This is a genomic window from Alloprevotella rava, assembly GCF_014195585.1.
Taxonomy (GTDB): Bacteria; Bacteroidota; Bacteroidia; order Bacteroidales; family Bacteroidaceae; genus Alloprevotella; species Alloprevotella rava.
In genome coordinates, this window is record NZ_JACICA010000011.1 from 22,178 (window position 1) to 41,067 (window position 18,890).

The window sequence follows — 18,890 nt, forward strand, 5'->3', positions numbered from 1 at the left end:
ACTGTTTCAGTTTACTTTGAATTAAAGAACTTCAGGTGCCAAAGAAACGACTTTCATGTTCGTTGCACGGAGTTCACGAGCAACAGGACCGAAGATACGACTACCGCGGATTTCGCCAGCATTATTCAGAAGAACGCAAGCGTTGTCATCGAAACGGATGTATGAACCATCGGGACGACGAATTTCCTTCTTAGTGCGTACAATCAAAGCCTTGGAAACAGCACCTTTTTTCAGGTCACTTGAAGGGATGATGTTGTGAACAGCCACAACAATAACATCACCTACAGAAGCATAGCGACGGCGAGTACCGCCCAGTACACGGATGCAGACAGCCTCACGAGCACCGCTATTGTCGGCTATGTTCAATTTACTTTCAACTTGGATCATAATTACTTAGCTCTTTCTACGATTTTAACAACTCTCCAACGCTTTGACTTGCTCAGAGGGCGAGTTTCCATGATCAGGACAATATCGCCTACATTGCAATCGTTCTCCTCGCTATGAGCATAGAACTTCTTCGTTTTAGAGATAAACTTACCATAAATCGGGTGTTTCTCCTTAAACTTTGCTGCAACAACAATTGTCTTGTCCATCTTGTTGCTGACAACAACACCCTGTCTTGTCTTTCTTAAATTTCTAGCTTCCATTCTGGACTATTATTTATTGTTGAGTTCGTTTTCGCGCAACACCGTTTTGATCTTGGCAATCGTACGACGAGCCTCTTTAATCTGCGCGGGATTTTCCAGAGGAGAAACGCTGTGATTGAGCAGCATCTGGTTGTATTTTTCAACCTCTGCGTCAAGGCGCTCCTGGAGCTCATTGGCTGCAATTTTACGGATTTCTGCTATTTTCATAATCAAGCGTTTTTATCGTAATCGTGTCTTACAACAAATTTAGTAGTAACGGGAAGCTTCTGTGCTGCAAGGCGAAGAGCTTCTTTAGCTACTTCGAAGGGAACACCTTCGATTTCGAAGATAATGCGACCTGGTGTGATGGGGAAAACGTATCCAACGGGATCACCTTTACCCTTACCCATACGTACGTCAGCAGGCTTCTTAGTGATAGGTTTGTCAGGGAAGATACGAATCCAGCTCTGACCTTCACGCTGCATGTAACGCGTCATAGCGATACGAGCAGCTTCGATTTGGCGACCGGTGAGCCAGTGTGTATCGAGGCTCTTGATGCCGAAGCTACCAAATGCCAGCTGGTTACCACGCTGTGCATTACCTTTGCAACGGCCTTTTTGCGGTCTTCTGTATTTTGTTCTTTTCGGTTGTAACATAATACTCTAAACAAATTAACGGTTGTTGTTTCTGTTGCCACGGAAACGACGACGATCGCGACGATCGCCACCTTCGCGACGGCCGGTCTCCTTCTCAGGAGTAAAGTTTGGCTGGAGGTCACGTTTGCCATAAACGATGCCACGGCAAATCCAAACCTTGATACCAATCAGACCAACCTTCGTAAGAGCTGCTGTCTGGCAGTAGTCGATGTCAGCGCGGAGGGTATGCAACGGAGTGCGACCTTCCTTGAACATTTCCTTACGTGCCATTTCTGCGCCATTCAGACGGCCAGAAACTTGTACCTTAATACCTTCGGCGCCCATGCGCATAGCATTAGCAACGGCCATTTTGATAGCGCGACGATATGCTACTTTACCTTCAATCTGGCGAGCGATGCTTTGGCCAACGATGTTTGCATCGAGATCCGGCTTGCGCACTTCGAAGATGTTAATCTGTACGTCCTTATCAGTGATTTTCTTAAGTTCTTCCTTGAGCTTGTCAACTTCCTGACCACCCTTACCAATGATGATGCCCGGACGAGCGGTGCATACAGTAATCGTAATGAGTTTTGGGGTACGCTCGATCACGATGCGTGAAACGCTGGCTTTAGCAAGACGTGCATCGAGATACTTACGGAGTTTGCTATCTTCGAGAATACGATCGCCGAAGTTAGAACCGCCGAACCAGTTAGAATCCCAACCACGAACAATTCCAAGTCGGTTACTTATCGGATTTACTTTTTGTCCCATACTTCTTTTCGATTAATCATTAGTTTTAGTTCCTACGTGAAGAGTCACGTGGTTTGAACGTTTGCGAATTCTGTAACCGCGACCTTGAGGTGCAGGGCGCATACGCTTCAGCGTTACGCCTTCGTCAACAAAAATCTTGGTGATAAACAATTCGCCATCCTCAGCCTTGCGGTCATTCTTCTGCTCCCAGTTAGCGATAGCACTGCGAAGAAGTTTTTCAACATCCATGCTTGCTGCTTTCTTAGAGAAGCGGAGAGTTGCCAATGCGCGGTTTACTTCCATGCCGCGAACCATATCAACGACATAGCGCATTTTGCGGGGAGAGGAGGGAACATTTCGCAATGAAGCGAAATATTGGGTCTTCAGGGCTTCTTTTCTAGCGTTAGCCGCTAATCTTTTTCTTGCTCCCATTTATCTATTTACTTTTTATTACTGGATTGAAAGCCTATCGTTTGTTACCAGCGTGACCACCAAACTTACGTGTCGGTGCAAATTCACCGAACTTGTGGCCTACCATGTTCTCGGTAACATAGACGGGGATGAATTTATTGCCGTTATGAACTGCTACAGTGTGACCGACGAAGTCGGGAGAAATCACTGATGCGCGAGCCCATGTTTTAACAACGCTCTTCTTGCCACTTTCGTTCATGGCAAGAATCTTTTTCTCGAGAGAAACTGCGATGTACGGACCTTTTTTAAGTGAACGACTCATACTTTAATCTTTAGGTTACTTTTTACGTCTTTCGATAATGTACTTGTTCGATTGCTTCTTCGGAGCTCTTGTCTTCAAGCCCTTAGCATACAAACCTGTACGTGAACGCGGGTGTCCACCACTCTGGCGACCTTCACCACCACCCATCGGGTGATCAACAGGGTTCATAACAACACCACGGTTGTGAGGACGACGACCCAACCAGCGTGAACGACCTGCCTTACCGGAGGATTCAAGAGCGTGATCAGAGTTGCCGACGCTACCAATCGTAGCCTTGCAAGCACCTAAAATTCTACGAGTTTCACCGCTAGGCAACTTGATAACACAATAGTCACCTTCGCGTGATGTTAGCTGTGCGAAGTTACCTGCACTACGAACGAGCAATGCGCCCTGACCGGGACGGAGCTCAATGTTGTGAACAACGGTACCTACGGGAATATTCTTCAAAGGAAGAGCATTACCAACTTCGGGAGCTGCTTCAGCGCCAGACATAAGCTGGTCGCCTACTTTCAATCCATTAGGAGCGATAATGTAACGCTTTTCACCGTCTGCGTAGAACAGAAGAGCGATACGAGCTGAACGGTTCGGATCGTACTCGATTGTTTTAACGACTGCGGGTACACCATCTTTCTCACGTTGGAAGTCGATAAAGCGATATTTTCTTTTGTGACCACCGCCGAGGTAACGCATAGTTTCCTTACCGACGTTATTGCGACCACCGCTTACACGCTTACCGTAAACGAGAGATTTTTCTGGTACGGATGCAGTAATTTCTTCGAACGTACCAATAACTTTGTGTCTCTGGCCCGGTGTAGTGGGCTTAAATTTACGTACTGCCATCAGTTATTTAGATATTGCTGTAAAAATCGATAGTTTCGCCCTCTTTCAGGGTTACGATTGCCTTCTTAAAGGCATTGCTACGACCACGTACAAGACCAGCACGAGTATAACGTGACTTGTTCTTACCAGCATAAATCATAGTGTTTACTGCTGTTACGTGAACATTGTAGCGAGCTTCAATCTCCGACTTAATCTGGACCTTGTTTGCTTCGGGCTTTACAATAAAACCGAACTTATTTTCCTTCTCTGTCAGAGCCGTCATCTTCTCAGTGACGATAGGTTTGATAATGAATGCCATATCTTACTTCGTAGCTTACTTGGTTAAGACAGCCTCAATACCTTTCAGAGCATTCTCCGTTACAACCATTACGCTAGCATCCAAAACACGATAAGTGTTGAGTTCAGCAGCGTTGGCAACGCGAACATTCTGCAAGTTGCGAGCTGACAAATATACATTTTTGTTTGATTCTGGCAAAACTACGAGCACCTTCTTATCGGCAACGTTGAGATTTTTAGTAAACTCAACACAGCTCTTCGTCTTGGGAGCTTCCAGAGTGAAGTCTTCAACAACAACAATTGCATTCTCCTGTGCCTTGTAGCTAAGAGCGCTACGACGAGCAAGAGCTTTCACCTTCTTGTTGAGCTTGAAGCTATAGTTGCGGGGCTTCGGACCGAACACGCGAGCACCACCAACGAGCACCGGTGAGTTGATATCACCACGGCGTGCACCGCCACCGCCTTTCTGACGACCGAGCTTCTTAGTAGAACCGCTCAGTTCGCTTCTCTCTTTAGACTTTGCCGTACCCTGGCGCTGAGCAGCCATGTAGTGTTTCACGTCGAGGTAGATGGCGTGGTCATTCGGCTCTATGCCGAAAACAGAATCGTTCAGAGTAACTTTTCTGCCGGTATCTTCACCTTTGATATTAAATACGCTAACTTCCATTACTTTTCAACAATTACGATTGAACCTTTACATCCTGCAACTGAACCCTTGATCAAGAGTAAGTTGTGCTCAGGGATAACTTTTAAAACTTTCAAGTTTTGAGTAGTGACGCGCTTTCCGCCCATCTGGCCACCCATGCGCATACCCTTGAAAACCTTTGCGGGGTAAGAGCAAGCACCGATAGCACCCGGCTTACGCAAACGGTCATCCTGACCATGAGTCACCTGACCAACACCACCGAAACCGTGACGTTTAACAACGCCCTGGAAGCCACGACCCTTAGAAGTTCCTGCTACGTCAACGAAATCTTCGTCTGCAAATACATCAGAAACACTGAGGGTGTCGCCCAAATTCAGTTCCTTGTCAAAACCTGTGAACTCAGCCAAGTGGCGCTTGGGAGTGGTACCAGCCTTCTTGAAGTGACCGAGAAGAGGAGCAGAAGTATTCTTTTCTTTTGCCTCCTGGAAACCTACCTGAACGGCAGCGTAACCATCTTTCTCAACGTTCTTCACCTGAGTTACCACGCAAGGACCTACTTCGATAACAGTGCACGGCACGTTTTTGCCGTCGGCACTGAAAACGGATGTCATTCCGATTTTCTTTCCTAATAATCCTGGCATTTCAGTTTGATTAATTTATGTAAATAAAAATATTAAAATCTATTTGTGCGTAGCCCAAATCCCATCGCGACTGAGAAGTGGGGCGCATGTTGCTCTCGCAACTATCGGACTTAACGCCCTTATAATAAAGCAGGTATCCAACGTTTCCTACTTTTCGCGGGTGCAAAATTACAAAACTTATTTTATATCACAAAGAATTTCCCGCAAATATTTTTATTCATACTTTTTAGCGCCCGTTTTCACATCTTCATATTGCAGTTTTCCTTTATTTACAATACTTTCCCAACTATATAAGGTTCACCCCCGAATTGCGTGGGTATTTTTCTGTACTCATAAACACCAGTACAATTTTGGGATGAACCCCTTATTTTTCTCTTTGCAAGCGTTGAGGGAGTAAAGATATGCGTGAGCAGAAGTGGATGCTGTGCGATACAGCTGAGGGTAGTGGATAGAAATTGTTGCTTCTATTATCACTCCTACCAGTAAAAACTTGATTTTTGTTGTCACGTTGTCACCGCAGAGTAAATGCGCTGATAAACAGTAGGTTGCAGGCGTGACAACGAATTATTTGTTGTCACGCATTGTCACGTTGTTGTCACGCGCTCAATCCATAGATTTTCAGTCAGTTATACTCAAAGTGTGACGACGTGACAGCGTGACAACAAAAAAACAAACTCGGGAGAGGAGTGTGTTTTCTCTTAGTTGCGGCCTTATTTGTCGCGCTCACAAATACAATAAGGGCGTCGGCTGACGCAATAAGGCTGTGAGCTGACAGGCTTATTGTATTCGCAAACACAATAAGGATATTTGACCCTTAAGCCGGGTATTTACGACTCGCTGCACCACTTTGCTACTCCTCCGCTAAGAAACATTTGGAAAAAGCGCAATAGAGATTCCTCATTTAAGAGAGCAGAAGAAGAAGCTACGCAACACAAATCCAATTGTGGAGATTGAGATAAAGCTAGAGAGTAAATCTAAAAAATGAGGGAGCACTTATATAGTGCTCCCTCAATCAGTTATAAATCTTGAACTCACAACAATCATGATGCCCATAAAAGGCCTTCACGACTATTGAAGAGAGAAATTGCGATTATCACTCTTCCCAAAGAGATTTCTTGTCGCCCCAAATGTGCAAACCTCCATCTTCTTCAGTAGGATCTTGCTTTCTGGTATCAATCTCTTCTCCGGGATTATAACCCCCACCTACACCAGGACTGGCAACAAGCATCAAACTTTCAGCAGCCCAGGTGATGGGACTTGCTTTAGGAGCTACATAATATTTCTTTTCCATTGTATAGAGTCTTCTGTATTTTTATTTGACAATAACTTTTGCACCATTGAGGATGTAAAGACCTGCCTGCTGCGGCTTATTGATGCGCTGACCTTGCAGGTTGTAGTAAGTGCCAGTACCACGGTTTGTATTTTCTACCTCAACACTCTCAATACCAGTTGTTGTATCGTCAAAATCGAAGAAGACACGTGCACCAGCAGGAAGAGCGCTAAATTTCATATACGCCTTGTGGATGGGGAACTTAGCAATATTGTTCTCGGCCTTACAGAAAATACCCTTCTGTACCAAGTAGACAGGATCGGCAGAAGTAACCCACAAGAGGAGTCACAGGATTCACCGTTACACCTGTCATAACATTGTCCACAACTGTGTAAGTTTGGTTATCTTGTTCACCAATCGTGTAATAGAAGTCAGCATCTGTAGCTTCCTTATCAATTACTTTAAGAAGCACGCCAGTCTTGGCTGGTACGTAAGAATAAGAATTAGCATAACCACCCTTCTTGTCAACACTCGTCATCTGAACATGCTTATCAGTTGTGCCATAGTCACCAATGCCATTCAAAATCTTAGTACTAGCAACAAAAGCTGCGATTGCAGAATGATGTTTCTGGTTGTAGTAATCGCTAAAATCCACATCGAACTCACGAGCGAAAGTACCATATTTCTTACTGATCTTTACGTCCTTGATTTTGAACTCAAGCTGTGAAGTGAAATCAAAAGGACTCGTTTCTTCAGTATCGGTCTCTTTCTTATAAACCGTCTTAGCCCATACTCTCTTATAGGTGGGAAGAGCTGTTTTCTTCACGTAGATAGTAGTTGTCTTAGCAAACTCGTTGTAGTTCTTGCTCGTATCATCGAGGTCAAAACGAGTGGTACTCAACATTTCCTCAGTCGGGTTACTTTCAATAAAGAAAACACTTTGAATGGTACTCTTATCATGAGCTTTATCGGTCATGAAAGCCTTAGCACCAACGTACGTAACATCTTTCGTTACAACAACTTCCTTCACCTTGTCACTAACACCATCAAAAGCATAGTCACCAACTAAGCTCACCACATAGTTCTTACTCTTATGAGTTACTTTTGCTGGGAAAACAAACGTTTCATCTTCACGCTTTGTTTTGAGCATATCCACAGCCATATCTGATACAGCGATGTATTCTTCAGTACCATTCTCAAAAGAAGGGCTGATGGACTTGAACTTTTGGTAGAAAGTATCACCAGTGTAATCGCTAAGTTTCTCCTTACGCACATGGATGTCAATATTCTGCATCAAATTAGGAGCTTCTACGCCATCATCAAAAGACCTTTCACTTTTCTTTTGGTTGATATTGGCAGAATTAATTTTATTATCGCAGAGGAAAGTGATTGTATTGAGATTCGAACAAAGGCCGAAAGAACGCTTACCAATAGATTCTACCAAGTTAGGAATAACCACATTCTTCAACTCTTTGCAGTCGAAGAAAGCATAGTCGCCAATCTTCTTAATAGAAGGAGGCAGTAGTGTAAAGCGAACATTAGCTTTACCTGGAGGGAAGATTATCAATGTTTCTTTATTCTTAGACAAGAGGTAACCATCAACACTGGAATAGACAGAGTGTTTCCGGCTTACGTTGAGCGCTATAAGCTTAGAGCAACCTTTGAATGCCTCAGGACTAATATCTGTAGTTTTCTCTGAGATGTCGACAACTGTTAGAGCCGTACACTTGTTAAATGCTTCACGGTCGATTTTCGTTACGTTCTTAGGGACGGAAAATTTCGTCAAACCGCAATCTGCAAAAGCACCCTGACCAATAACTTCAATATCGGCATCAGAAGGAAATTCCGCTGTTTTCATACCCGAACAGCCTCTGAAAGCATTGGTTTCAATTTCTTTTACTGTCTTGGGGAATGTAAAAGACTCAAGATTTTTCAAGTAAGCAAAAGCATTTTTTTCAATTTTTTCAAGCTGACAAGTTCCTTGAAATTTGAAATGTTTCAAATTTTTGTTAGAAGAAAAAGAGTTAGAACGGAGCGTTTTCAGTTTGGAACCATCCGGAACATTAATTGTCTCTAATTTGCCACAATCAGCAAAAGGAATATCAAGCGATGTCACTTGTGAAGGCAATGTTACCTCTTTTAATTCCGAACACGCTCTAAAAACAGCTTTACCAAGATGCTTAATATTTGAAGGTTCCTCAAATGTCACTTTTTCAAGCTTTGGCAGCTGACGAAAAGCCTCATCTTTAATAGAGTCCAATCCTGCAGGAAAGGTCATTTTCTTAAGATTCTGTACAGACCAAAAAGCCAGGGCCTCAATCACTTTCGTTGTTGGAAGAATATTGTAGGTATCTCCAGATTTTCCTGCTGGATAGAGATAGAGAACATCTCTTTTTGTCTTAGAATAAACCACACCTTCCACAGCTTCAAAGTCTGTATTATCAGTAGGAACTATATACTGAGCAAGTTTTGAACAAGAACCAATACAACCAGGCTCCATACCCGTCTTTGTAGTAGGATTATATTTCTTTAGATCCTTAGGAAGGGTGACTTCAGTGAGTTTGTAAGCAGCTAGAAGCGAAGATTTGGCCATAGTGGTAACCTGATTCAAATCTATTTTTTCCATATCCTTGGGATAAGCAATAGAGAAGGTTGCAAGAGAGGTTATACCATTAGGTACTGTATAATTAACTTCATGCTTAGCGCGAGGATAGAACATAAGTACATCATCTTTGCAAAGTACCCCATCTATAGTTTTAAATGTCCCCCCTTCGGGTATTTCAAACTTCTCAAGCGTTTCAATTGGAGCAATAGAAGGATAACCAACAGAAATGTATTTCAGATTAAGCGGAAGATTTATTTTTTTTAAATCCGCAATCTTACTAAAACACGATTTTGTAATACTATCTACGGAGGACTTAACTGTATAAGCCCCATTATTAAGAGATATAGATGAAGGGACAGCACGCAGCGTCTTTCCACTCTTTGAGTAGAGGGCACCATCGCTGTCTGCCATAAAATAAGGATTATCAGAAGCCACCTTGTACTTTGGTACCTTCGCTAACTGAGTGTTTGCATTTTCTTCGATGTATTGTACATTCTTTGGAATGGTGATAGACTCCAACTTCGCATCCTTAAAAACCCCCACATCTAAGTGAGTAACAGTTTCAGGCAACTTAACCGAAGTGATGTTTTTACAATGATAAGGATTAACAAAAGATACGCGAGTAACAGTAAAAGTAGTACCTTTATTATCTTTAACCGTTCCAGGTATCTCCAATAAGCCAACAATTGTTTCATCAGGACCCAAAAATGCAAGCTTGCGCAGAGTTGACGACGTCACTTTATAAGTCATGTGATTGAACGTAACAATCTGCCCATCAGTATAGGCATAAAGCTCAGTTGGTATTACCGACAAGAGCAACATCAACAAAAGGAGTTTGATTTTTTTCATTTCATTATTTTTTATATGAATGTATTCATTTATACATCAAAATTATTTTATACAGAAAGATGTTTTTAGGAAAAAATTATGCACCCTATATCTCTATATACATTGTTCTAAGTTTTACATTGAATCACATGATCCAAAAAACTGCTTTTATATAAATTGGTGCAAAGATATGCACATATACAGAAATACACAAGTTTTTTATACATTTTATTTAAAACGTGCAATAAAAACACAGAAATACTTCATCCTATGATCTGTCAGAAAAAAACGCTATAAAGCTCAAGAAACTCCGATGATAAGAAGAAAGAGAAATATAAAAAAGCTCCTCTTTCTCACAAAGAGAAAAAGGAGCTATACTGTGTTGAATAGTGAATCTAACGACTACACTTTGATTTCAACTTCAACACCACACGGAAGTTCGAGCTTCATCAAAGCATCTACCGTTTTGGGAGTTGCGCTGTAAATATCAATAAGACGCTTGTAAGTAGAAACCTGGAACTGTTCACGAGATTTCTTGTTTACGAACGTACTGCGGTTTACAGTGATGATACGCTTGCGCGTGGGGAGAGGAATCGGGCCACTTACGATAGCACCGGTTGCCTTTACGTTCTTAACGATCTTCTCTGCTGATTTCTCAACGAGAGTGTGGTCGTAGCTTTTCAGCTTGATACGAATTTTTTGACTCATTGTTTTATTTGTTTTGAATAATCTGCCAAAGACATGCAGGCTAAGAGTCATTCGTTAGCCTGCCGTCTGGGCAGTAGTGATTTTTTACTTGATAAGGTCTACGCGGCCGTTAATTTCTTCAAGTACCGTGCGAGCGATAGAAGAAGAAAGAGGTGCGTGGTGGTGGTACGTCATAGAAGAAGTAGCACGACCTGAAGTAATAGTACGCAAAGCTGTTACGTAACCGAACATTTCTGCGAGAGGCACCTTAGCCTTTACTACACGAGCACCGCTGCGGCTGCTCTCCATACCTTCAACCTGACCACGACGCTTGTTCAAGTCGCCGATAACGTCACCCATGTTCTCTTCTGGAGTTACAACTTCGAGAGCCATGATTGGTTCCATCAGAACAGGACCTGCTTGAGAGCAAGAGTTCTTGTAAGCCTGGAGGGCTGCAACTTCGAATGACAACTGGTCAGAGTCAACGGGATGGAAAGAACCATCGAGCAACTCAACCTTGAGACTATCCAGAGGGAAGCCACCGAGCACACCGGCTTTCATTGCACTTTCAAAACCCTTCTGTACGCTAGGAATGAATTCCTTAGGAATGTTACCACCAGTAACCTTGTTGACAAACTGGAGTCCGCCTTCCGTGAAGTCTTCATCCACTGGACCAACGTTAACGATGATATCTGCGAACTTACCGCGACCACCACTCTGCTTCTTATAAACTTCGCGGAGGTTAACAGTCTTCGTGATAGCTTCCTTGTAGTTAACCTGAGGCTTACCTTGGTTACATTCTACCTTGAACTCACGCTTCAGACGGTCGATAATGATATCGAGGTGGAGCTCACCCATACCAGAGATAATGGTCTGACCGCTCTGCTCGTCAGTACGAACGGTGAAAGTAGGATCTTCTTCAGCGAGCTTCTGCAAACCGAGAGAGAGCTTATCCATATCCTTCTGAGTCTTAGGCTCAACAGCGATACCGATAACGGGATCGGGGAAGTCCATAGATTCGAGAACGATAGGGTGTGCTTCGTCGCAAAGAGTATCACCTGTATGAATATCCTTGAAGCCTACACCTGCACCAATATCACCAGCGTCGATGCTCTCCATAGGAATTTCCTTATTGGAGTTCATCTGGAAGAGGCGGCTGATGCGCTCCTTCTTGCCTGAACGGCTATTGTAGATATAAGAACCTGCAACAATCTTACCAGAATAAACGCGGAAGAATACGAGACGGCCCATGTATGGATCAGTAGCAATCTTAAACGCGAGAGCTGAAGTAGGTTCGTCTTCGCTAGGCTTACGATCTTCCTCTTCGCCTGTTTCAGGATTAGTACCAACAATGTTGACTGCATCCACAGGGCTGGGAAGGAATGCACAAACGTAGTCGAGCAAAGGCTGTACACCCTTATTCTTGTAAGAAGAACCGAGGAGCATAGGAGTAATCTCCATAGCTACAGTACCCTTGCGAAGAGCTGCGATAATTTCTTCTTCTGTGATAGTAGCAGGATCGTCGAAGTACTTCGTCATGAGATCCTCGTCGAAATTAGAAGCCTCTTCGAGCATCTTATCACGCCACTCTTGAGCTTCGTCAACGAGTTCTGCGGGAATTTCTTCTACATCGTAGTCTGCACCCATTGCCTCATCGTGCCAAAGGATAGCCTTCATCTTGATGAGGTCGACAACGCCCTTGAAGTTTTCTTCTGCACCGATAGGAATCTGAACAGGAACAGGGTTTGCACCGAGAAGGTCCTTCATCTGGCGTACAGTCTCAAAGAAGTCTGCACCAGAACGGTCCATCTTGTTCACGTAACCGATACGGGGAACGTTGTATTTGTCTGCCTGGCGCCAAACAGTTTCAGACTGAGGCTGAACACCATCGGCAGCAGAGTAAGTAGCTACAGCACCATCAAGAACACGGAGAGAACGCTCAACCTCAGCAGTGAAGTCAACGTGTCCCGGAGTGTCAATCAGGTTGATCTTATAAGAATTATTATTCCAGTTCCAAGAGCAAGTTGTAGCAGCGGAAGTAATAGTGATACCGCGCTCCTGCTCCTGAGCCATCCAGTCCATCGTTGCTGCACCATCGTGAACCTCACCGATCTTGTGAGTCTTACCAGTGTAGAAGAGGATACGTTCGGATGTAGTCGTTTTACCAGCATCAATGTGAGCCATGATACCGATATTACGCGTCAAATGAAGATCTTGTTTTGCCATTGTTATTTTATGCTACTTTCTGTTTAGAATCTGAAGTGAGCGAATGCACGGTTAGCCTCAGCCATGCGGTGCATATCTTCCTTACGCTTGAATGCGCCACCCTGCTCGTTGAATGCGTCCATAATTTCGGCAGCGAGCTTGTCGGCCATAGTCTTACCACCACGCTTACGAGCGAAAGCAATCATATTCTTCATAGAGACGCTCTCTTTGCGGTCGGGACGAATTTCTGTAGGCACCTGGAAAGTAGCACCACCAATACGGCGGCTCTTCACCTCTACCTGCGGAGTGATCTTATCGAGGGCAGCCTTCCAAATCTCCAGCGGAGACTTTTCATTGTCCTTCATTTTCTCACCTACGAGATTCAAAGCATTGTAGAAAATCTCATAAGAGATATTCTTCTTACCATCGTACATCAGGTGATTCACAAACTTGGAAACCTTCTGGTCTCCGAAAACGGGATCCGGAAGGATCAGTCGTTTTTTTGGTTTAGCTTTTCTCATTTTTCTTATTGGTTTTAATGGGCTGCATCTTTGTTCTTCAACTCGCCGTTGCGATGTTTACTCAACCTTTCTGCAAACCAAATTTTATTTCTAATTACTTCTTAGCTGCTTTGGGACGCTTAGCACCGTACTTAGAACGACGCTGCGTACGATTAGCAACACCGGCAGTATCCAATGTACCACGAACGATGTGATAACGAACACCAGGAAGGTCTTTTACACGACCACCACGAACAAGCACAATGCTGTGTTCCTGCAGGTTGTGGCCTTCTCCGGGGATGTAAGAGTTGACTTCCTTAGAGTTCGTCAAACGAACACGAGCCACCTTACGCATTGCTGAATTAGGCTTCTTCGGCGTTGTGGTATAAACACGAACGCACACGCCTCTACGCTGCGGGCAAGAATCAAGAGCAGGTGACTTTGAATTAGCCGTCTCTGCTGTTCTACCCTTTCTTACTAATTGTTGAATAGTAGGCATTTTGTTGATTTTTAATTGTTTATATATTTGTTTTATTTTTTTCTTACTCGAGATGTAGGCATACAATATGCCTTAGCGGCTGCAAAATTATGAAAAACAATCTGAACGAACAAGATTTCAACAACTTATATTTAGCATCTTTTTCTCTTTCGTCTATTCAGCGGAAACTTCTTCCGAGCGTTGCATTCTTTATTTTATCAAAATAGGCTACGATAATTCTTGATTTCACACACTCTCATAGAACAACGATACTACCATACTCTCTCCCATTTTTATGATTCATCCTCGAATTGCATTGGTGTTATCCTTGAGTCCCACTAACCTCAACCCTCCCGCAAATATCCTTAGTGCGTTTGAAAATACAATAAGGCTGTCAGCTGACATCCTTATTGCGTCAGCTCGCACCCTTATTGTATTTGTGAGCGCGACAAATAAGGCCGCAACTAAGAGAAAACACACACCTCTCCCGAGTTTGTTTTTTTGTTGTCACGCTGTCACGTCGTCACACTTTGAGTATAACTAACTGAAAATCTATGGATTGAGCGCGTGACAACAACGTGACAACGCGTGACAACAAATAATTCGTTATCACACCCGCAACCTATTGTTTATCAGCGTATTTACTCCGCGGTGACAACGTGACAACAAAAATCAAGTTTTTACTGGTAGGAGTGATAATAGAAGCAACAATTTCTATCCATCGTCCTCAGCTGTATCGCACAGCATCCACTTCTGCTCACGCATATCTTTACTCCCTCAACGCTTGCAATGAGAAAAATAAGGTTCATCCCAAAATTGTACTGGTGTTTATGAGTACAGAAAAGTACCCACGCAATTCGGGGATGAACCATTTTTATTAGATGTACTTCGAAACATAGAATTAAACAACTCGCACAAAAGGGGATGAACCATGATTCTTAAGATTTTCGCGCATTTTATGAGAGCGCAGAACAAGTTGTCCTACAAAAATGTATATTTGCAACCATAACATCTAACGCATTTCATAGACACAGTCATGAAGAACTTTCATCCGTATTTCGGAATGGCCTTAACAGGTTTTGCACTAAGCCTTCCCTTGCAAGCTCGGCAACGCCCGAACATTGTTTTCTTTCTTGTAGACGATATGGGATGGCAAGAAACATCTGTTCCATTTTGGGACCGTTCCACTCCGCTCAATAATCGCTACCATACACCAAATATGGAACGACTTGCCAATATGGGCGTGAAATTCACTCAAGCTTATGCATGCGCTATTTCCTCCCCATCGCGTTGTTCGCTCCTATCGGGAATGAACGCAGCCCGCCATCGTGTGACAAACTGGACGATTCATTTCAATCGGACCACGGACTCTCCCAGCGACTCTGTGGATTTGCCCGAATGGAACTGTAATGGCATTCAACCAGAAAAGGCACAGAGCAATGCTAATTTCGGGCGGGCCACTTTTATCACTCCCCTACCACAACTGCTACACGACCACGGATATTATACCATACTTTGCGGCAAAGCCCACTTTGGTGCGCAGCAAACGCCTGGAGAAAATCCATTAGAAATGGGATTTGACATAAACATTGCGGGAGCTGCTAATGGAGGTCCTGGCAGCTACTTGGCTGCGGAAAATTATGGACATGGAGATTTTCATGTGGGTGGTTTAGAAAAATACTATGAAAAAGGAACGTTCCTCACTGAGGCTTTAACGCTGGAGGCGATAGAACATCTGAAAAAGCCTATTGCAGAAAAGAAACCATTCTTTCTCTATATGTCGCATTACGCTATCCACATCCCCTACCAACCTGACACACGCTTCACAAGCAACTACCAAGATCGTGACGGACAGGGCGTTTATGACGAGCAACTAAAAGCGCGCCTCAATAAAAGCGAAATCAACCACGCTGCGCTAGTGGAGGGAATGGACAAGAGTTTGGGCGACTTGATGAATTTTCTCGAACAACACCCCAAGACTGCTCAAAACACGATCATTATTTTCATGTCTGACAATGGCGGGCAAGGCGTAGCCGTCAGACAAGGAAGAGAAGACTATGATCAGAATTGGCCTGCGCGGGCAGGTAAAGGCTCAGCTTACCTTGGCGGAATAAAAGAGCCTATGATTGTTTATTGGCCCAAAGTGACAAAAGCGGGAACGGTTAATGACAATCGCGTTATGATAGAGGATTTCTTTCCGTCGCTTCTGGAGATGGCAGGTGTAAAAAGTTATAAGACGCTGCAAAATGTGGATGGAATCAGCTTTGTAGACTTATTAAAACAACCGAACAAACGGCGCGAACGCACATTTATTTGGCATTTCCCTAACATTTGGACAACAGGCGTTTCACGCGAAGAGGGATACGGAGCTTACTCGGCGATTATGAAAGGCGATTATCACCTTGTTTATTTCTGGGAAACACGTGAAAAGCGTTTGTTTAATATCAAGGAAGACATTGGCGAACGAAATGATATTTCAACTGCTCAGCCCATCTTGACACAACAACTTGCGCAGGAACTTTCCGATTCTCTACGTACCTACAACGCGCAACGGCCTACATGGAAACGGAACAAACAACAAGTGCCGTGGCCTGACGAACCATAGAAAACGCTATTGGGGCGAAGTGAATCACTTCGCCCCAATAGTATCATTCATTTTTAGTACTAAACTAATTCTGCGATGAGCTGGTCGCGATCTCCAGGCAAGAGGTCGATGACAGGAACTTCAGGCATAGTATAGCAACCAGGTTGCTGACGCATGGTTGCACGAGCAGCACAAACAAGGATCTGAGCGGTGAGTGCGGGATTATTGATGTGCATCTTAAATTCGAAAAGCTGATTTTGAGTTGTTCCACTAACGCCTTTTCGCGTAAGATTCACACCATGTCCCATATCAATAACATCATTCACACAAGAAACTTGCTGAACGTGCGTTTCATCATGCACAAAATAAGGATCGTTCTTAATTGCCGTTTCCACCTCTTTAAAATCAGTCCCTTCTTCCAATTCGATATAAACCATACGACGATGAATACTTGTACCAAGAGGAATCGTCATAGAAAGCGCAGCTTTCACACCTTTAATCGCTTTCACAGCCACAGTGTGCCCCATACTCATACCTGGACCGAAGTTTGTATATGTCAAGCCCTTTGGAGCAACGGCTTGCAACATTGTGCGGACAATTGAATCTGTACCGGGATCCCAACCAGCAGAGATGATGCTTACAGCATTATTTGCTAAAGCAGAAGTAGAAAGTTCTGAACGAAGCCTCAGTATCTCTGTATGAATATCGAAACTATCAACGGTATTGATACCCAAAGCCAAAATAAGTTTGGCAGTTTCTTCGACCTTACGTGAGGGAGTAGCAAGAATCGCCACATCTACCTGACCAAGTTCTGCTATATTCTTCACTACCTTGTAAGGAGCAAGTTCTTGCGGTTGTTCTTCTTCAGGATTACGACGAACAATACCCACAATTTCAAAATCGGGTGCAGCCTCAAGAGCCTGCAATGTATAGTGGCCGATATTACCATAGCCAACTATTGCTACCTTTATTTTTTTCATTGTTATATATAATCTATTCGTCCGCGAAATTACTGATTCCTCCAATCTGCGACAATGCTTTTAATATAAATTATACCTTTTTGAAGTATAGATAAAAAGAATAGCTCAATTGTTTCCCTCTTCAGCTATTTCTATTTATCAAAAGATCAACTTAGTAAAAAAACGAAAAGAGCTGGAAGAAACTTCCAGCTCTCATATAAAAAGTCATGTAAGTCTAAATCTTACTTCTCGATGATAGTGCTGATAGCAACACGATTCCACTCAGGTTCAGAGAACATATTACCGATACCCTGACCTTCAGCGTTCAGACGATTAGCAGCAATCTTGTACTTATTAACGAGCATAGTCTTAACAGCGTTAGCACGAGCAACAGCAAGACGCTTATTCAAATCCAGAGGACCTTCAGGAGAAGCATATCCCTTGATAGATGCAGTAGCTTCAGGATGGTTCTTGAGGTAAATTGCTACACGCTCTACATTTGGCATCTGAGAAGCATCAATAATACTCTTACCTTGACGGAATGTTACAGCAGATTCCATCAAACGCTTAGTGTCTTCCTTCACCTTAACAACTGGTTTCTGGTTGCGGCAGTCGTTGAGCTGGTTCTGGAGATCAGCGATCTGACGGTTAGCAGCGTCGAGCTGAGCGTCCTTATCAGCGAGCTGACCACGGAGATCGTTGATACGTGCATTCAGACCATCGATTTCAGCCTGGTCGCGTGGAGTAACAATAGTGAAGTGGTGAGCACCATTAGAGCTCTTGAAGTGGTAAGTAAGACCTGCCATAATTTCAACGTTGCTATGGTGCATATTAAAACGAGCTCCATTATAAGGATCATTACCACGATAAGAGAAATAGTCAAGATCCCAAACGATAGCGGGCTTAACAGCAATAGTCCAAGCCTTCTTCTCGCCGAGATTAAACAACAGATTCAAACCAGCCTTTGCAATAAAATCATTACGGCCAGTACCATCTGTCTTCTCGTACTTGTTAACCCAAGAGTTATTAATATAGTTAGCGTTCTTGTTGAAATAGTAGCGCCAGCCACCACCAAATACACCTTCAAGTTCAAAAGTACGTGGAGTACCCGTGTAACCACCGAAGAAGTTCATGAAGTTCAACTTTGCCAAAAGTACCAAGTCGTTGTAGTCAACAACCGTTTTAGAGTCTGTCCAGTTAAAAGCTGCGCGATCCTGAACTGCGATACCGAAAGCAGGAGCGATCTGCTTCGTCAATTCAACACCTGCAATAGCACGCATACCACCAAAGAAAGCACCTTGCTTCCAAGCCTTATTAGAGCCGCTTACTTGATGAAGAGCAGTAGTAGCTGTATTAACACCACCTTCTACACCAAAAGACCAATTATCGAAGAACTTATTGCCTTCGTAGCCCTGTGCGTTTGCACCAAGTACCATTGCACTTGCTGCAATCAATGTAAATAATTTACGCATAGTTAAATAAAAAATTAGTGACTTTATATTTCTATATTATTAGTATCTTAAGTTGTCCATCGTTCCAATGAGTTCTTTTAAGTGCCTAAAATAGACGTCGCAAAATTCCATATAAATTTTGATATATGCAAACCTTTCAGCAAAAAACTATATCT

21 protein-coding genes are annotated in these 18,890 nt (G+C 43.3%); 1 reads left to right on the forward strand and 20 read right to left on the reverse strand.

All coding sequences use genetic code 11. From position 1 onward, the window contains the following. Positions 1 to 21: 21 nt before the first annotated feature. From rplN to rpsL, 18 genes are all read right to left on the reverse strand, one after another. On the reverse strand, positions 22 to 387 hold the full coding sequence (rplN, locus tag FHS60_RS08545) for a 50S ribosomal protein L14 (protein ID WP_009348417.1): 366 nt from the start codon (positions 385 to 387) through the stop codon (positions 22 to 24). Between the two features lie 2 nt (positions 388 to 389). After that, the gene (gene rpsQ, locus FHS60_RS08550) at positions 390 to 647 is read right to left on the reverse strand and encodes a 30S ribosomal protein S17 (RefSeq protein WP_009348416.1); all 258 of its coding nucleotides are present in this window, start codon (positions 645 to 647) and stop codon (positions 390 to 392) included. Between the two features lie 9 nt (positions 648 to 656). Then, positions 657 to 854: a 50S ribosomal protein L29 gene (gene rpmC, locus FHS60_RS08555; protein WP_009348415.1), complete on the reverse strand. Its 198-nt coding sequence runs from the start codon at positions 852 to 854 to the stop codon at positions 657 to 659. A 2-nt stretch (positions 855 to 856) separates the two neighbouring features. After that, positions 857 to 1,282 carry a 50S ribosomal protein L16 gene (gene rplP / locus FHS60_RS08560; RefSeq protein ID WP_009348414.1) on the reverse strand — a complete coding sequence of 142 codons (426 nt, stop codon included), beginning with the start codon at positions 1,280 to 1,282 and terminating at the stop codon, positions 857 to 859. A 15-nt stretch (positions 1,283 to 1,297) separates the two neighbouring features. Then, positions 1,298 to 2,032, reverse strand: a complete 735-nt coding sequence (gene rpsC / locus FHS60_RS08565) for a 30S ribosomal protein S3 (protein WP_009348413.1) — start codon at positions 2,030 to 2,032, stop codon at positions 1,298 to 1,300. Positions 2,033 to 2,044: 12 nt separating this feature from the next. Beyond that, positions 2,045 to 2,443 (reverse strand): 50S ribosomal protein L22, encoded by a 399-nt coding sequence (gene rplV / locus FHS60_RS08570; protein ID WP_183697662.1) that lies wholly within the window; start codon positions 2,441 to 2,443, stop codon positions 2,045 to 2,047. Positions 2,444 to 2,477: 34 nt separating this feature from the next. After that, the gene (rpsS, locus tag FHS60_RS08575) at positions 2,478 to 2,744 is read right to left on the reverse strand and encodes a 30S ribosomal protein S19 (protein WP_009348411.1); all 267 of its coding nucleotides are present in this window, start codon (positions 2,742 to 2,744) and stop codon (positions 2,478 to 2,480) included. A gap of 15 nt (positions 2,745 to 2,759) precedes the next feature. Continuing rightward, positions 2,760 to 3,584: a 50S ribosomal protein L2 gene (gene rplB, locus FHS60_RS08580; protein WP_009348410.1), complete on the reverse strand. Its 825-nt coding sequence runs from the start codon at positions 3,582 to 3,584 to the stop codon at positions 2,760 to 2,762. A 7-nt stretch (positions 3,585 to 3,591) separates the two neighbouring features. Further along, entirely contained in the window at positions 3,592 to 3,882 is a 291-nt protein-coding gene (gene rplW, locus FHS60_RS08585; RefSeq protein ID WP_183697665.1) for a 50S ribosomal protein L23, read from the reverse strand. 15 nt (positions 3,883 to 3,897) lie between these two features. Continuing rightward, a complete protein-coding gene (gene rplD / locus FHS60_RS08590; protein WP_183697668.1) occupies positions 3,898 to 4,527 on the reverse strand; it encodes a 50S ribosomal protein L4 in 630 nt (209 codons plus the stop codon). Then, positions 4,527 to 5,147, reverse strand: coding sequence for a 50S ribosomal protein L3 (rplC, locus tag FHS60_RS08595; protein ID WP_183697670.1), 621 nt, complete (start codon positions 5,145 to 5,147; stop codon positions 4,527 to 4,529). Before rplC ends, rplD begins: the two co-directional genes overlap by 1 nt. Before the next feature lie 1,093 nt (positions 5,148 to 6,240). Further along, the gene (locus FHS60_RS08600; RefSeq protein ID WP_183697673.1) at positions 6,241 to 6,438 is read right to left on the reverse strand and encodes a hypothetical protein; all 198 of its coding nucleotides are present in this window, start codon (positions 6,436 to 6,438) and stop codon (positions 6,241 to 6,243) included. Between the two features lie 21 nt (positions 6,439 to 6,459). Then, positions 6,460 to 6,657, reverse strand: a complete 198-nt coding sequence (locus FHS60_RS10480; protein ID WP_338081928.1) for a hypothetical protein — start codon at positions 6,655 to 6,657, stop codon at positions 6,460 to 6,462. Between the two features lie 43 nt (positions 6,658 to 6,700). Next, positions 6,701 to 9,871, reverse strand: coding sequence for a leucine-rich repeat domain-containing protein (locus FHS60_RS08605; protein WP_338081929.1), 3,171 nt, complete (start codon positions 9,869 to 9,871; stop codon positions 6,701 to 6,703). A 381-nt stretch (positions 9,872 to 10,252) separates the two neighbouring features. Continuing rightward, entirely contained in the window at positions 10,253 to 10,558 is a 306-nt protein-coding gene (gene rpsJ / locus FHS60_RS08610) for a 30S ribosomal protein S10 (protein ID WP_009348403.1), read from the reverse strand. Between the two features lie 84 nt (positions 10,559 to 10,642). Next, a complete protein-coding gene (fusA, locus tag FHS60_RS08615) occupies positions 10,643 to 12,763 on the reverse strand; it encodes an elongation factor G (RefSeq protein ID WP_183697676.1) in 2,121 nt (706 codons plus the stop codon). A 23-nt stretch (positions 12,764 to 12,786) separates the two neighbouring features. Further along, the gene (gene rpsG, locus FHS60_RS08620) at positions 12,787 to 13,263 is read right to left on the reverse strand and encodes a 30S ribosomal protein S7 (RefSeq protein ID WP_183697680.1); all 477 of its coding nucleotides are present in this window, start codon (positions 13,261 to 13,263) and stop codon (positions 12,787 to 12,789) included. Between the two features lie 94 nt (positions 13,264 to 13,357). Then, entirely contained in the window at positions 13,358 to 13,741 is a 384-nt protein-coding gene (gene rpsL, locus FHS60_RS08625) for a 30S ribosomal protein S12 (protein ID WP_009348400.1), read from the reverse strand. A gap of 1,015 nt (positions 13,742 to 14,756) precedes the next feature. Between rpsL and FHS60_RS08630 the strand changes: the two genes are divergently transcribed. After that, positions 14,757 to 16,325, forward strand: coding sequence for a sulfatase (locus FHS60_RS08630; RefSeq protein ID WP_338081930.1), 1,569 nt, complete (start codon positions 14,757 to 14,759; stop codon positions 16,323 to 16,325). Between the two features lie 59 nt (positions 16,326 to 16,384). Here the strand turns inward: FHS60_RS08630 and FHS60_RS08635 are convergent, their stop codons facing one another. Together FHS60_RS08635 and FHS60_RS08640 are read right to left on the reverse strand one after the other, a co-directional pair. Then, complete coding sequence (locus tag FHS60_RS08635) at positions 16,385 to 17,284, reverse strand: diaminopimelate dehydrogenase (protein ID WP_183697683.1); 900 nt, start codon at positions 17,282 to 17,284, stop codon at positions 16,385 to 16,387. 221 nt (positions 17,285 to 17,505) lie between these two features. Further along, a complete protein-coding gene (locus tag FHS60_RS08640; RefSeq protein WP_244957477.1) occupies positions 17,506 to 18,735 on the reverse strand; it encodes an OmpA family protein in 1,230 nt (409 codons plus the stop codon). Positions 18,736 to 18,890 lie beyond the last annotated feature (155 nt).

Coding starts and splice junctions, on each gene's coding strand:
- rpsS (WP_009348411.1), bottom strand. CDS start 2,744: ATGAGTCGTTCACTTAAAAAAGGTCCGTACATCGCAGTTTCTCTCGAG.
- FHS60_RS08600 (WP_183697673.1), bottom strand. CDS start 6,438: ATGGAAAAGAAATATTATGTAGCTCCTAAAGCAAGTCCCATCACCTGG.
- rpsQ (WP_009348416.1), bottom strand. CDS start 647: ATGGAAGCTAGAAATTTAAGAAAGACAAGACAGGGTGTTGTTGTCAGC.
- fusA (WP_183697676.1), bottom strand. CDS start 12,763: ATGGCAAAACAAGATCTTCATTTGACGCGTAATATCGGTATCATGGCT.
- rplP (WP_009348414.1), bottom strand. CDS start 1,282: ATGTTACAACCGAAAAGAACAAAATACAGAAGACCGCAAAAAGGCCGT.
- rplN (WP_009348417.1), bottom strand. CDS start 387: ATGATCCAAGTTGAAAGTAAATTGAACATAGCCGACAATAGCGGTGCT.
- rplB (WP_009348410.1), bottom strand. CDS start 3,584: ATGGCAGTACGTAAATTTAAGCCCACTACACCGGGCCAGAGACACAAA.
- rpmC (WP_009348415.1), bottom strand. CDS start 854: ATGAAAATAGCAGAAATCCGTAAAATTGCAGCCAATGAGCTCCAGGAG.
- rpsJ (WP_009348403.1), bottom strand. CDS start 10,558: ATGAGTCAAAAAATTCGTATCAAGCTGAAAAGCTACGACCACACTCTC.
- FHS60_RS08640 (WP_244957477.1), bottom strand. CDS start 18,735: ATGCGTAAATTATTTACATTGATTGCAGCAAGTGCAATGGTACTTGGT.
- FHS60_RS08635 (WP_183697683.1), bottom strand. CDS start 17,284: ATGAAAAAAATAAAGGTAGCAATAGTTGGCTATGGTAATATCGGCCAC.
- rpsL (WP_009348400.1), bottom strand. CDS start 13,741: ATGCCTACTATTCAACAATTAGTAAGAAAGGGTAGAACAGCAGAGACG.
- FHS60_RS08605 (WP_338081929.1), bottom strand. CDS start 9,871: ATGAAAAAAATCAAACTCCTTTTGTTGATGTTGCTCTTGTCGGTAATA.
- rplC (WP_183697670.1), bottom strand. CDS start 5,147: ATGCCAGGATTATTAGGAAAGAAAATCGGAATGACATCCGTTTTCAGT.
- rplV (WP_183697662.1), bottom strand. CDS start 2,443: ATGGGAGCAAGAAAAAGATTAGCGGCTAACGCTAGAAAAGAAGCCCTG.
- rplD (WP_183697668.1), bottom strand. CDS start 4,527: ATGGAAGTTAGCGTATTTAATATCAAAGGTGAAGATACCGGCAGAAAA.
- FHS60_RS10480 (WP_338081928.1), bottom strand. CDS start 6,657: ATGAAATTTAGCGCTCTTCCTGCTGGTGCACGTGTCTTCTTCGATTTT.
- rpsG (WP_183697680.1), bottom strand. CDS start 13,263: ATGAGAAAAGCTAAACCAAAAAAACGACTGATCCTTCCGGATCCCGTT.
- rplW (WP_183697665.1), bottom strand. CDS start 3,882: ATGGCATTCATTATCAAACCTATCGTCACTGAGAAGATGACGGCTCTG.
- rpsC (WP_009348413.1), bottom strand. CDS start 2,032: ATGGGACAAAAAGTAAATCCGATAAGTAACCGACTTGGAATTGTTCGT.
- FHS60_RS08630 (WP_338081930.1), top strand. CDS start 14,757: ATGAAGAACTTTCATCCGTATTTCGGAATGGCCTTAACAGGTTTTGCA.